16 protein-coding genes are annotated in these 14,368 nt (G+C 38.6%); 2 read left to right on the plus strand and 14 right to left on the minus strand.

Annotated features, from left to right (window positions below):
* Positions 1-23 precede the first annotated feature (23 nt).
* Complete coding sequence (locus BLS38_RS08610; RefSeq protein ID WP_092748637.1) at positions 24-881, plus strand: EamA family transporter; 858 nt, start codon at positions 24-26, stop codon at positions 879-881.
* A gap of 33 nt (positions 882-914) precedes the next feature.
* Here BLS38_RS08610 and BLS38_RS08615 read toward each other — a convergent pair whose 3' ends face one another.
* From BLS38_RS08615 to ispH, 14 genes are all read right to left on the minus strand, one after another.
* Positions 915-1,688, minus strand: coding sequence for a sulfite exporter TauE/SafE family protein (locus BLS38_RS08615; protein WP_092748639.1), 774 nt, complete (start codon positions 1,686-1,688; stop codon positions 915-917).
* 11 nt (positions 1,689-1,699) lie between these two features.
* A complete protein-coding gene (gene truB / locus BLS38_RS08620) occupies positions 1,700-2,611 on the minus strand; it encodes a tRNA pseudouridine(55) synthase TruB (RefSeq protein ID WP_092748641.1) in 912 nt (303 codons plus the stop codon).
* Positions 2,612-3,013: 402 nt separating this feature from the next.
* On the minus strand, positions 3,014-3,385 hold the full coding sequence (gene rplS / locus BLS38_RS08625) for a 50S ribosomal protein L19 (RefSeq protein ID WP_092748643.1): 372 nt from the start codon (positions 3,383-3,385) through the stop codon (positions 3,014-3,016).
* Between the two features lie 140 nt (positions 3,386-3,525).
* Entirely contained in the window at positions 3,526-4,266 is a 741-nt protein-coding gene (gene trmD / locus BLS38_RS08630) for a tRNA (guanosine(37)-N1)-methyltransferase TrmD (protein WP_092748645.1), read from the minus strand.
* A gap of 43 nt (positions 4,267-4,309) precedes the next feature.
* Entirely contained in the window at positions 4,310-4,858 is a 549-nt protein-coding gene (rimM, locus tag BLS38_RS08635) for a ribosome maturation factor RimM (RefSeq protein WP_092748647.1), read from the minus strand.
* A gap of 15 nt (positions 4,859-4,873) precedes the next feature.
* Positions 4,874-5,131 (minus strand): 30S ribosomal protein S16, encoded by a 258-nt coding sequence (rpsP, locus tag BLS38_RS08640; RefSeq protein WP_092748649.1) that lies wholly within the window; start codon positions 5,129-5,131, stop codon positions 4,874-4,876.
* A gap of 129 nt (positions 5,132-5,260) precedes the next feature.
* Positions 5,261-5,698 carry a type IV pilin protein gene (locus BLS38_RS08645; protein ID WP_092748651.1) on the minus strand — a complete coding sequence of 146 codons (438 nt, stop codon included), beginning with the start codon at positions 5,696-5,698 and terminating at the stop codon, positions 5,261-5,263.
* On the minus strand, positions 5,692-6,129 hold the full coding sequence (locus BLS38_RS08650; protein ID WP_092748653.1) for a type IV pilin protein: 438 nt from the start codon (positions 6,127-6,129) through the stop codon (positions 5,692-5,694). The genes BLS38_RS08645 and BLS38_RS08650 overlap by 7 nt, the downstream gene beginning before the upstream one ends.
* A gap of 9 nt (positions 6,130-6,138) precedes the next feature.
* Positions 6,139-9,834 (minus strand): pilus assembly protein, encoded by a 3,696-nt coding sequence (locus tag BLS38_RS08655; protein WP_092748655.1) that lies wholly within the window; start codon positions 9,832-9,834, stop codon positions 6,139-6,141.
* Between the two features lie 10 nt (positions 9,835-9,844).
* Positions 9,845-10,654 carry a pilus assembly PilX family protein gene (locus BLS38_RS08660; RefSeq protein WP_092748657.1) on the minus strand — a complete coding sequence of 270 codons (810 nt, stop codon included), beginning with the start codon at positions 10,652-10,654 and terminating at the stop codon, positions 9,845-9,847.
* A complete protein-coding gene (locus BLS38_RS08665; RefSeq protein WP_244518244.1) occupies positions 10,651-11,490 on the minus strand; it encodes a prepilin-type N-terminal cleavage/methylation domain-containing protein in 840 nt (279 codons plus the stop codon). Before BLS38_RS08665 ends, BLS38_RS08660 begins: the two co-directional genes overlap by 4 nt.
* Positions 11,490-12,017, minus strand: coding sequence for a type IV pilus modification protein PilV (gene pilV, locus BLS38_RS08670; RefSeq protein ID WP_092748661.1), 528 nt, complete (start codon positions 12,015-12,017; stop codon positions 11,490-11,492). Before pilV ends, BLS38_RS08665 begins: the two co-directional genes overlap by 1 nt.
* Positions 12,017-12,445, minus strand: coding sequence for a pilus assembly FimT family protein (locus BLS38_RS08675; RefSeq protein WP_244518246.1), 429 nt, complete (start codon positions 12,443-12,445; stop codon positions 12,017-12,019). The genes pilV and BLS38_RS08675 overlap by 1 nt, the downstream gene beginning before the upstream one ends.
* 147 nt (positions 12,446-12,592) lie before the next feature.
* On the minus strand, positions 12,593-13,543 hold the full coding sequence (gene ispH, locus BLS38_RS08680; protein ID WP_092748663.1) for a 4-hydroxy-3-methylbut-2-enyl diphosphate reductase: 951 nt from the start codon (positions 13,541-13,543) through the stop codon (positions 12,593-12,595).
* Positions 13,544-13,674: 131 nt separating this feature from the next.
* On the opposite strand from ispH, the gene gmk reads away from it, so the two are divergent.
* On the plus strand, positions 13,675-14,295 hold the full coding sequence (gene gmk / locus BLS38_RS08685; RefSeq protein WP_092748665.1) for a guanylate kinase: 621 nt from the start codon (positions 13,675-13,677) through the stop codon (positions 14,293-14,295).
* The last annotated feature ends 73 nt before the right edge of the window (positions 14,296-14,368 follow it).

Below are 14,368 nucleotides of genomic sequence, written 5' to 3' on the forward strand. Positions count from 1 at the left end.
ATTGATACAACAAAGTGACTCTTATGCCAAATACTTACATGATGGCCGTGGTTTATATGATTTTATCCATGGTTTCCTATCAAATTAGTGCATCGATTGCCAAACACCTCATGGAGCAACTCGACCCCATTAGTGTGACGTTATTACGTATGTTTTTTGCTGCAATCATTGTCTGTATTATGTTTCGTTCTTGGAAAATTATTCCGCAATTAAAAACACTTAAATGGCGATACTTACTTATTTATAGCTTATCTTTGGGCCTCATGAATATATTGTTTTATTTATCTTTAGGTCGGCTACCGCAAGGTATTGCTGTTGGCTTAGAATTTTTGGGCCCACTTGGTTTAGCATTTTTATCAATTAAAAAACGCTCTGATTTTATTTGGGTCATGTTAACCATTATTGGTATTGCACTTATGGTCCCTTGGACACAACTCAATAGCCTTAAATTCTCATTTGTTGGTGCAGCCTGTTCACTTGGTGCAGGATTATGCTGGGCCTTTTATATTTATTATGGACAACGTGTCATTAAACTCAATATTGGTATGCATGCACTCAGTATTGCTCTAGTCATCTCTACGCTTTTGCTACTTCCAGTCACTATTTTTCAACATAGCCCTATATTCACACACCCTGAATTTTGGTTGTCTGGTATTATTATTGCTGTACTTGCAACTGCTATTCCGTATACCCTTGACTTACTTGCATTAAAACAATTATCGAGTATCAGTTATGGCACACTTTCTAGTCTTTCTCCTGTTTTAGCAGCGCTATCTGGCTTAGTTTTTCTCAATGAATTTTTATCTTTAACACAGTGGTTCTCGTTATTACTCATTATGATTGCAGCTATAGGCGTTACGTTAAACGAAAAAAATAGTTGACCCAATCTGCTCAACTATTTTTTAAATCACTTATTACATTGTGAGTGTTTGATAACCAATACGACAAATTAATACAGTCACAAGTACTAGAAATATTTTACGAACAAAACCACTACCATATTTAAGTGCAACACGCACACCTACCACCGAACCCACCACATTTGCCACTGCCATCATTAAACCAATCGTTAAAAGTACATGTCCTGTCGGTGCTAAAAAGCTTAAAGCAGCCAAATTGGTCATAAAATTACCAATTTTAGACAATGCAGATGCATGTAAGAAATCCACTCCTAAAAAGCGAATGAAAAAGAAAATAAAAAAGCTACCCGTTCCTGGACCAAAAATACCATCATAAAAACCAATCAATAAACTGCCAATCGCAGCTAGAATTAATACTTTTGTGGTCATTTCTAATTGTGTATGTACTTGACCAAAGTCTTTTTTCATAAAAGTATAAATGGCTATCACGATCAGCATGACCAATACAAAGGGGCGTAAAACTGATTGTGGAATCATAGACAAACAAGCTGCGCCCGCAAATGAGCTAATCAAAGCACATATTGCAATAACAATTAATAACTTCCATTGCAGCTTTACTTTTTTTGCGAAAGTATACGCTGCCGATGCAGTTCCAAAGATAGAGGATAATTTATTTGTACCAATCACAGTCGCTGTAGACATATGAGGAAAAGTACTCATTAAACCGGGAATTTGAATGAGACCTCCGCCCCCTACTGCAGCATCAATTGCCCCTGCAGTAAAAGCAAAGCCAATTAAAGTAATGATTGTAAATACATCAATATCCATATCAAATCCTGTTATTTATTTAAATTGAGTACGCGCTTGGGTACTAGACGTTTCTTATCGGTAATTTCAGCAAGCCCTAAACAATTTTCACCATCAAAAACCAATACTTTTTCTGCTTCTTCTGCATCAATATTACTTTCTAAACCATTACAAAAATACGAAGCTCGACCTTCAGGGACTTGTACTTGTGGTAAATAAGATACGGCTTCAAAAGCTGGAAGGAGTAACTCATCTCGCTGTTGTTCAGTCAAGCTTTCCAAATACTCAATAGTATATTCTGGAATAATATGGAAATGTCCCGTGGCGGTGCGATGCAATGCAGACAAATGAGCTCCACACCCAAGGGCTTCACCAATATCTTCACCTAACACACGTATGTAAGTGCCTTTAGAACACACTACATCTAAAGTAATGGAGTTTTCAGTCCACGCTAACAACTGTAAATGCTTTATAAAAACTGGTCGTGGCTCTCGCTCTACAGTAATCCCCTGTCTTGCCAACTCATATAATGGGCGACCCTGTTTTTTTAATGCTGAATACATGGGTGGAATTTGCTGTGTATGGCCACGAAATGTTGCTAATACTTGCTCAATTTTTTCTTCTGTTAACTCAGGTACAGAACGTCTGTGTAAAACGTCACCTTCTACGTCACCTGTTGCTGTCGTTTCTCCCAATTTCAAAGTCGTTTGATAGCGTTTAGCTGACTCTAATAAATAATGAGAAAATTTCGTCGCCTCTCCCAAACAAATAGGTAAAAGACCAGTAGCTAATGGATCTAATGCACCTGTATGACCTGCTTTTTCTGCACGAAATAACCAACGTACTTTTTGTAATGCTGCATTTGAGCTGATTTCCAAGGGTTTATTCAGCAAAAATACGCCATGAACATGACGACGTGCAATTTTTTTCTTTTGTACAGACATGATTTACACCACCAGAAAATGACCCGCTATATTAACAAAGCACTTTAGGGTCATCAGCAGATTTTTTGATTTTTATTAGCTATATAACCCACATTGTAGAAAGAAAATTGTCCTTAAGACTATAAAATAAAATGCTATATAAAATATCGTTCGTTTTTTTTGATTATTTACATTAATTCAGCATATTTTGGCCATAAAAATAACCTCTGTTCTCCAACAAATGAACAGCAATTATCAATCAGCCTTATCTTCCATTTAATCATCAAAGAAATCACTACAAGAGACCAATCTAACGAAATCTACAATTTTTAATAGTTTCTATATATAACAATACAGTGGTGAGTTTAAATGAAAATTAAAGCATAAAAAATGCGCCGTAATTGGCGCATTTTTGAGTATCTCTTATTTTGCTTTACGTGCAGGAAGCTTTTCACGAATACGTGCAGCTTTACCAGACAATTCACGTAAGTAGTAAAGTTTCGCACGGCGTACATCACCACGGCGTTTAACTTCTACTTTAGCAACGATTGGTGAATGTGTTTGGAATACACGCTCAACACCAACACCGCTAGAAATTTTACGTACTGTAAACGCTGAGTTCAAGCCACGGTTTTTCTTTGCAATAACCACGCCTTCAAAAGCCTGAAGACGCTCACGGTCGCCCTCTTTTACTTTTACTTGAACGATAACAGTGTCACCTGGTGCAAATGCAGGAATATCTGATCTTAATTGTGCATTTTCAACAGCTTGAACTAAAGGATGTTTACCACTCATTGTGGGAATCTCCAATAATGCGGCGAAGTTTTAATCTTCACAACCGCTGGGGATAGAGGCTAAATACGCGTATCGACCCGTTTATCTTCCCCTTTACCATACGGTAAAGAGCCTATCTGATTCGCTTAATAATTAAGTCATTAAGCGTTAAATTCTTTTAGCCATTTTTTTTGCAGCGTTGTCAGAGTGGCTTGTTCGACCAATTCAGGACGACGTTCAAGCGTACGCTGATAGCGTTGTAAAAAACGCCATTTCTCAATATTACCGTGATGCCCAGACTTGAGGACTTCAGGCACAGCAATACCTTCAAAATGATCAGGCTTTGTGTATTGTGGGCAATCGAGCAAACCATCCACAAAAGAGTCTTGCACTGCCGACAACTCATCAGACATCGTATTGGGCAGACGCCGAATAAGTGTGTCTAATAAAACCATCGCAGGGAGTTCACCACCAGACAAAACGTAATCGCCAATAGACCATTCTTGGTCTATATAACGCTGAATTAAACGCTCATCTACACCTTCATAACGTCCACAAAGTACAATCAAACCATCATAATCGATGAGCTGGTGTACTTCATTTTCATGAAGTGTTTTTCCTTGCGGTGACATATACACAACAGGTACATGCTCACAGCCTGCTTGCGTTGCAAGTTGTTTGGCATGATGAATTGCTTTTGCCAAAGGCTCAGCCATCATAACCATGCCAGGGCCACCACCAAATGGACGTTCATCCACTCGCTTGTAGTTTCCCTCTGCAAAATCACGAGGGTTAATACAATGTACGTGTACAATGTCTCGCTTTATTGCACGGCCGCTAATACCATAGGCTGTAATCGCTTCAAACATTTCAGGAAAAAGCGTAATGACTGCAAAAAACATCACAGACTCCTCTATTTCCCTGCTGCTTCAACCCCATACAGGGTTAATAATCTACGCCCCAGTTGACGTAAATACGACCAGCTTCTAGATCAACGTGTTGTACAACGTCTTTATGCCAAGGAATCATGCGTTCTTCCGAGTCAATGCTATCTGGGGTTGCGTGAACCACCATGACATCATTTGCCCCTGTTTCAAACAATTCATAGATGCGACCAAGATTAATATCTTGCTCTTGCTCATCTAAACTCAAAACGGTTAACCCTTTTAAGTCAGACCAGTAGTATTCATCTACGCCTGCTTTTGGAAGTTGTGCTTTATCAACCCAAATTTCAGCACCCACTAAAGCATCTGCTGCAGTGCGATCACTCACACCTTTTAATGCAACAACAAGACCTTTACCATGTGGTTTCCAACGTTTTACACTCATTGTTTGCCAGCCCTCTTTGGTTTTAACCAACCAAGGAAGATAGTCAAACACATTGCTCATGGGGTCTGTATTTGAATACACCCAGAGCCACCCATTTAGGCCATATGCTGAACGCAACTGTCCAATCTGTATATGATTTTCAGGTACATTCTGTGTTGGTTCCATGGGCTATCCTACGACTTATGCAGCAACAGTTGCTTTTTTAGCTTGAGCAGCTAACGCAGCAACACGCTCTGAAGGTTGAGCACCTTGAGCAACCCAATGTGCATAACGATCAACATCTAAACGAAGTTTTTCCGCTTGACCTTGAGCAGTTGGGTTAAAGAAACCAATACGTTCGATGAAACGACCGTCACGTGCATTACGGCTATCTGTAATGATCACTTGATAAAACGGACGTTTTTTAGCACCACCGCGTGCTAGACGAATTACGACCATGTTAATACTCTCACATGTTGATAAAACTTTTTAAACTCGGCTGAGCCTAAAAAGGCGGTTATTTTACGATATATTCAGCCAAAGTGAAAGGTCAAAGTTTGAGTTATTCACAAATTTGAATTTAACCCGCTAGTTCGTCCAGGTAGATGTTGCACTCAAGGCACAAACCGTTGCACCTTTAGACCAAAATTTTTGTCCATCTTGGTTTAAACAGACTACACCGTTACTGTCTTGCGTACCGTTACTCACGGGTGTTGCTGTGACCGTATAACCTCTATTGTCTGCATCTACAGCCAAAGCAATGGTATATTTTGCAGTGCCTTGATCTGGATAATTTGCGGTACCACCAATATTTGTAAGCGTTGCTCCGCTGTATGTTCGGTTAACAGCAATATAACTTTGTAATCTTGACGATAGCCTAACCATTTCTCCTTGTACATCAGCCCTGTTTGTATTTACGACATAACGAGTATACGAAGGATAAGCAATCGCTGAAAGTACACCTATAATAGCGACCACAATCATTAACTCAATCAATGTAAACCCTTTTTGCTGTACATTTACCATGTTTCTGCCCCTGTACCACAGTCTGTTTTACTGATGTTACTAAATGCGGTATTTTTACAGCGCGTACCGTTACTAGTTATTAAAAATGAAGCCTGTTTTGAATCTGCACTCGTATTTTGAGCAATAATAGACCAGTCAGACCCCGTTGTATTATTACTCGTTAACGTATTTCCAGCCTGGTCAGTTAATGTAAAGGTATAGCCTTGAATGCCACTTAAAGCAGAACTATAGTTAATATAACTAAAGTTCCGTGCTTTATAGCGTTCTAACAAGACACTTTCATTTTGCATCGCTTGTATAGCGCGACCTTCATTTACTGTACGGACATATGATTGATAACTTGGTATTGCCACCGCCACTAAAATAGCAACAATGACAACAACAATCATCATCTCAATTAAAGTGAATCCTTTACTTCTCATTATGATCATCTAAAACACTCACTGCCCAACCTCAACCCAATTTTTCGGGATAATTTTTTGGTTGTTTCTATACTGTCTAAATGGATTATCGGTTGATCCATTTAGAACTGAAGCCACTGTAGATACCAAAGAGCGGTCATAACCATCTGCAGTTGGAGAAGCAACTGATGGAGAGACCAAGCCAGCACCAATTTCATTTCGTTTAACACCACCAGAACATTGGCCATACGGCATACAAAATAAACTCACATAACTTTTACCCTTTACGCCGGAGCCACATAACCCAGATACACCATTTTGAGTATTATTAAAAGTTGTTACATACATATCATTACTCACAACGATTGGTATCTGAGTCACTTTCTCTGTCTGTAAAGTACTCAACGAGGCTGTTTTAAACCCGTAGAACCAACCTGCAGCTGTTTGTACGTTTGTATCACCCATAGGAACAATTCTGCTGGCAATATTACTACTCGTTAGTGTTGCATTTTGACTGTTCAATCCATCTACATCGGTATAAACGTAATTACCTTCATTATTTTTAGTTAGATTAAACAATCTATTTTTAACTACGTCTTTATCATAAATATTATAAATAGCATCATCTTTATAATTTCCATCCGCAGTATTAAACATTGGAGAACTTCTATTACCCGCACCAATCGAAATCACTGTAAACAGCTGATTATCTTTTTTATATACTGAAAATGCTGGCATGTCATAAAAACGTGGGCTATATTTTCCGTTATTTAAATTCATTAGACGTACAGGTGGTTTTGCAAAAAGATTACTGTCTGGTGCATTATTATTTATATCTATACGCCATACTTGTCCACCTAAGTCACCAAAATACAAGTGATCCACCAAACCATCTAAATTACGGTCGACTGTTCTAATTTGGCTCACCACACTGTATTTCATATCTGGGACATTACTATATTTCACAGTTGAACTGGTATTATTTGCAGTTGCATTCGCACCAGCCCACCACAGTAGCTCGCCGGTTAGAGCATCAAACATATAAACGCCTGCACCCTTTTTGGTTCTTTGCTCATATTCTGCAGACTCATAGCCTGAGTAGACGCCTCGTTTTCCTGCTGAATAATCAAACTCACCATCTCCATCGTCACCTCCAGCATCATACCCCCCACTAACAAACATAACTAATCGTTTCTTATTTTGCCAATTTACCCACGCTGTGGTTGGTTTCGCCCAACTCTGCCCCATAAAATCTAACTCAGGGTAGGTTTTATCCGAAACAGTTTGCGATTGAGAAAATACTTTTTTATCTTCTGGACTAATGTGAAACAAAATAGATGGTGCATCCATATCCTTTAAATCAATCGCATAATAACTGCGTCCACCCATACGTAGCCCACCATAAATAATTTGTTTACCTGTGGTACTATTTTCACCATTGCCAACAGTCACTTTACCTGTACTGCTATCTTTTGTAACGTATTCTGTATAATTTGTCCACGGTGCATCAATACCATAAAACAAACTACCGACACCTCCAGAGGTCGTATCAAAACGAGCAAATGCTTCTTTCTGTGTTTTTGCGAGCTCATTCGGCATAAATGCAAATTTTTCAATACCTGTCGTTGCATCTACAACATGCAATAACCCTTGAGTTGAACCAAAAACAATATAATCGGCACGCTCTTTCGTTACGACTTTATTATTATCAACTTGGATAATCCCTTCATTGGTGAGTAATAATGGTGATGAATGCAATAGCGCTCCCATTTGTCTGAGCTCTGCTGTATTTTTTAAATCATTCATGGTTCTTGGTAAATTCTTTAAATCTATATTAAAACCAAGTAAAGATAGTAAATATCCTCTATCCGCATCGGATCCATTATTTAAATCATCTAAGCCCAGTTTTCTTAGACCAACACCATCTGTCGAAAGATCTAATTTACGATCAGTCCAAACAACTCGATTAAACTCACTATCATTTTTCACACCTAGTGGCAATCTGGCTGTCACTCCACCCACTAAGTCACTAGAACTGCGTGCCCAGAAATCATAATTACTAATAATTTCACCGGCACCATTCTGAATGTTATTTTTGTTTTGATCTTTCAAGAAACCACCATCAACCACATATTTCTTTAAATTACCTAACCATAGTTGATAGTTTTTATCTGGTGTTGGCTGAAACTGTGAAAAGTAAGCATTATTTCTTAGTGCTAATGGGTTTAAATTATCTATTGGTACTGTTGCAGCGCCTGTTGTTACAGGTGGAATATCTCCACTCGTATTAGTAATAAACATATTTACACTGCTCACAATATCTGAAGCCTTGGACCCAGCATACCAACCTCCCTTAGCATACACTCCCCATTTTGCGGCATTTTTTACACTAACACTGGCACTAGAGTTATCAATATTATCAATATTTTGTTGTTGTGTGAGCGACGGGCTATATGATGTTAAACCACTAAATTCACCACCAAAACCAACCACAGCCGTTTTTATTGAGCGCCCCAAGGGATTTTTATTTTTATCCAATAATAACTGTGAAAAACTACCAATACACGCCCAACCACTATCATCCGATCCAGCAGCCAACGGGCTTGCAGAACAATTTAACATTGAACGATAACTTGAGGTCAAAGAGGTTTGCATAATATTACTTGCGGCACTGCTGCTAGACGCATTAGGCTGACCGTCAGTTAATACATATATGCCCTGTCCAGTACATTGTGCATTATCTTGATTGAGTGAATCAGGCTTTCTATATTGTGTAGAACTATTTTTAGCTGTTGAAGTGGAATTATTAAATCCACTATAAGTAGCTCCAAAAGTGGTTGTTCCCATTAAATAAGCCGCTGTTTCTGCATAAGCATGTGCTGTTGGTGTTCCACCACCTGCTGTTAAATTTGCAATTTCTGCCAATAAAGTTGCTCTTTGGTCTTTATTACTACTTACGCTTGTATTCAAAGGTCTCGCAGGCACAACAATATAACCCGTACTATTATCCGATCTATAAGAAAAAGCAGATAACCCAATTATTTTATCATTTGAAAGTCTTGATACAGTTGAAGAACCTTGTAGTAGATCGAACATACCATCTTTAACTTTAGTGATACGGTCATAAAATTTTTGCGCATTATATTTAAAATAATAAGTTGCATTACCATTTGAACTCGAGTTATAACTGGCTAATACATTAGCAGAAGGTGCACCCACGATACTTGTACATGCATCTTGGCTCGATGAACCAGCACTACCACAACTATAATAATCATATCTGTCACTCACCCAATACCAGCGTCGCCCACTCCAGCGCCACTCTCCAGGCACATACAACCTTTTAAAAAAATAGGTCATATTGTTAGCTGAAACTGCACTACAATAGTTTCTTGTATAAGGGCGGTCGGTCGTCGATGCATCGCTCTCAAACGCTGTAAATTGATAACCAGAAGGGATATCACATGCAGAAATCCCAATACTACAATATGCATTTGATGGATTATTACTACAATAGCTAGATGTATAACCAAACCTTATTCCAAATGTTGATGTCATGCTTCCTGAAATATCCAGAAGAAACATTAGTGTAGGCGGTGTTGTTGTTCCTGTTTGATATATTTCAATATCACTAGCATAACTCGTTTGTGCTATACCTAACATCATACAAACACAGCTAATCCATCTAGATTGTTTCAAGACAAAAGGAAAGCTTTTATTTAAACTCAGATCCATTATATTTCCCCTATACGCCTTCAAGATCATTCTGTACTAAGTTGTAATCACTGTATTGTGTTGAAAAAGGAACACCTAACTGATTTAAACAGGTTGAAATAGTTTTTAAAGAATCTTCGGTCGGCGTTGACGATGTCGGTACAACTGGATTATTCATATGAGAATTAAGACACGTATTAATGGCCGCGCCAGATGCTGTAGACATACTTGGCATGAGAGAGACAGCATAGACACGAATCACTTGGTTACTTTGTGTATTATTTCCACCACCAGCGGTTGCATTCAGTGATTGTGCATCTGTACCTAAGCTATGCCCCGTAAAAGCACCGGATTCAGTTGAGGTAGTAGACGTACCAATATTTTGAATAGAAACTTGCGTTAAAATAGCATTTCGACCACTAGTAAAAAAATTACGGCTGGCTTGGCTCACTTGGCAATATCCTAATGTACCGGAAATGCTGCCATTTGGGGCAGAGGCACCATCTTGCCACTCTATTGTGCTGTATCTAGTGACATTAAAAAAATCAGCACTATTTTTTTGATAGCAAAATACAATTTCTTGTGACTTAGAAACACTATTCATTGAACGCCCCAAACTCCCACTAATAGTGAGAATTAACGACTCTGAAGCATTTTGTACTTTCATTAAAGCAGCATCTGAACTTTGGAACAGAAGTTGTTTCGCCTGGGCATTGGTTGCAATATTTAATGAAGTCATACTCTGTCTAACAATCATGGCACCAATCATCGCCGTTAAAATCAGCACACACAGTACAATAATCAGTGTTGCACCCTTTTGGGTAGATAATCGATTCATCATGATGCTCCCCCACCAATTGCATTACGGAAAGCAACCGTTTGCTCTAAAACAACACGTAAATTACTTGTTGTTGTGTTTGTAGAATTAAGTGCGACCGTACGGTCCAAAACACGTATACTTTGCCCTTGATTAAAAGCAATATTTGTTCCTATTGTTTGATTAGATGTAACTAATATACCAAGCTTTACACCCACAATGTTATCCACACCGTTATACGTATTAATTGAAACATCACGTAAAGCACTGTCACCACTTCTTTGCACCGACAACAAGACACGGAAGTAATCTACGCCTGGCATAATCAATTGAGCATTAGATCCTAAACTACCAACATTCCCATCTCTATTTGAAGTACAAACTAAACCACCATTTTGCCTAACAAAATAGCGTTCAACAACATATCTACTTTGTGTGACTTGTTGTCCGGTACAATCAAAAAAACCTTGGTTCACTTGGTCTTGAGGCACAAGGTACTGTATCGTTAATTGATCACTATTTCCTACATTAACACGGTTAGATGCGCTATCACTTGCAGCATTTAACGTAACAAACCCATTACTTACACCACTTAAATTTGTACTAGTCAAAACAATCCCACCATTAGGAGAATTATTATTCACTGTTTCTCCGTCTGAACCAAAGTTTGCTTTTCTTATATTTTTAACCATATAGTCTAGTGAGAAGTTTGACCCATCTTGAATTTCAGAAGTAGCTTGCTGCAGTGCTTGGCTACGTTGACCAGAAAGAAACAACATGAGTGCAATAGAAGAAATGATTGTTCCTAAGAGTAAAGCAATCAGCAGTTCAACCATTGTAAAGCCCTTTTGCATATGCATTAAAAGACCTCCATGACGGTACATGTCGAGTTATTTCTATAGGTAAAGCCATTATCGCTACTGACAGTACAAGAGTTTAAATTATCAGCATCAGTTGCACTATTGCTCGGCAAAGTTTTCCCCCATGCAACATAAATACATTGTTTACCATTTAAACCACTTGGACAAGTTTGCATATTTATTGACATCCCCAAAGCAAGCGCATTTAAATACGATTGATTCACATCAAAAGCTGCTTTTTGAGCCGCAGTACAATACGTATCAAAACAATTTGTGCTACTCGACTTTTGACTTTCTTCACTTCCCATTTGCATTGTATATGTCGAGATTTGTGTACTATTTATTCTTATTTTTTCAGCTAAATCACGGGCAACATTCATGGCTAAAATACGGTTTGATGCCTCTCGCCCTGCTTCAGCGGCCCTTAACTGAAGTCCAACAAAACCTAAAACAGCAACAGATAAAATGAGTAGTGCTACCAAAACCTCAATCATCCCCACCCCTTTCTGTCGTTTAGAAAAGTTCATTAACACCCCCCACTTGCTGTTAGTACCACTGTACCAAAACGTGTTAAAGTAAAGTTACGACTAACTTTAAGGTTCTTATCACACACAGAAAAGCTAGTATCAGCAGCTAAGTTCGTCACTCCCATTGGAGTTAATCTAACAGTGGTTAAACTCGGTGAATTCAACACATTGTAGCCAGATGGGGCCCAATTCAAGACCGTTGTAGTATCTGCGGTTTGACTATTTAAATTTACAGTAACATCACGCCTTAGAATAACTGCTTGGCTACGTGCCTGTGAAAATTGCCTAATTAAATTCTGTGTATCTCGATCCAAACGTTGCCGTTTAATCATATTGGAGAATGAAGGTACAGCCATTGTTGCAATAATCGCCATAATTACGATTGTGACCATTAACTCAATGAGTGTAAAACCACGTATTAATTTCACCAATCTTCCCCAAAAAAACAAGCCCAAGTACAACCGTAAAAAAAAAGCGGACTTTAAAGCCCGCTTCCATTGTATGCTGTTTTTGTTAAGATTGTACTACTTGTACTCTTAATTCTTTAAAATTGTATTACCCGTACTCTTAATTCTTTAAGATTGTACTACTTGTATTCTTAATTCTTTCGGTAAACTAAACGTAATATTTTCTTCACGACCATCTAACTCTTGTGGAGCCTGTGCTCCCCAGTCTTTTAACCGCTGAATTACTTGTTTAATTAAAATTTCTGGTGCAGATGCGCCTGCCGTTACACCAATTTTAGTCTCTGGTTTAAACCAATCAGACTGCAATTCTTGTGCGTTATCCACTAAAAATGCTGTTTTCCCCATACGCTCAGCGAGCTCTCTCAAGCGATTCGAGTTTGATGAATTCGGTGAACCGACCACTAAAACCACATCACACTGCTGTGCTAAATCACGAACAGCATCTTGACGATTCTGTGTGGCATAGCAAATATCATCTTTACGAGGTCCTTTAATTTCGGGAAATTTATCTCGCAAGGCATCAATCACTTTAGCAGTATCATCAATTGAAAGTGTTGTTTGTGTCACAAAAGCCAAATGTTCAGCATTGGTCACTTCCAGTTGCGCTACATCTTGCTCATCTTCAACCAAATAAATTTGACCACCATATTGTAAATCGTATTGTCCCATGGTGCCTTCCACTTCTGGATGACCATGATGCCCAATTAAAATGGCCTCTCTGGCTTCTCTAGCATATTTAGTCACTTCAATATGTACTTTAGTGACCAATGGGCATGTTGCATCAAACACCTTTAAGCCACGGCGTTTTGCTTCATCTTGCACGGCTTTAGACACACCATGCGCACTAAAAATCACAATATTGTCGTCAGGAACCTGATCAAGCTCATCTACAAAAATTGCACCACGCTGACGCAAATCATCAACGACAAATTTATTATGTACCACTTCATGACGTACATAAATAGGATGCTCAAAACACTCAAGTGCTCTATTCACGATCGCAATGGCGCGATCAACACCTGCACAGAAACCTCGTGGATTCGCCAATACAATTTCCATAAAATCCTCAATCACACTCGAAACAACTGATTTTTTGCGTTTTATACGCCATTCAAATCAAATAAGCTATTCAGTTTAGCTACAGTCTACTTTAAAATAGAGAAGATATTTTATCATATCAGGAAAATATCATGTCAGGTCTCTTGTTTGTTGTTTCTGCTGCATCAGGAACAGGCAAAACCTCTTTGGTGAAAGCCCTGCTTGAGCGTGTGACTAACTTACACGTATCTGTATCACATACCACCCGTGGCCAGCGTTCCGGTGAGCTCAATGGTGTGCATTACCACTTTACATCAAAAGAAGATTTTTTAAACCAAGTCAAACAAGATGGGTTTATTGAATATGCTGAAGTTTTTGGCAACTACTATGGCACGTCTCAAACCACTGTTCGCCAACAACTTGAGCAAGGCCATGACGTACTACTCGAAATTGATTGGCAAGGCGCAGAGCAAGTCCGTCATATTTTTCCCAAGGCTAAACAAATTTTTATTTTACCACCAAGCCAATTCGACTTACGTCAACGTCTTTCCAACCGCGGCACAGACAGTGTAGAAATTATTGAGCATCGTTTAAGCTGTGCTGTTGAAGACATGCAACAATACACACATTTTGATTACGTGATTATTAACGATGACTTCAACAAAGCATTACATGATCTTGAATCTATTGTGAGTGCAAATCGTTTAAGTATGCAACAACAAGCCATACGCCATCAGGCACTCATTGAAAAATTATTACGTGTTGAGCCGTAAGGTTGCTTGAGTCTGACTAAAAAGCGACTTATAATGCAAGGCTTGGTTAATTTTAACTCACACTAGAGATACA

The sequence above is a fragment of the Acinetobacter boissieri genome (assembly GCF_900096955.1).
GTDB lineage: Bacteria > Pseudomonadota > Gammaproteobacteria > Pseudomonadales > Moraxellaceae > Acinetobacter > Acinetobacter boissieri.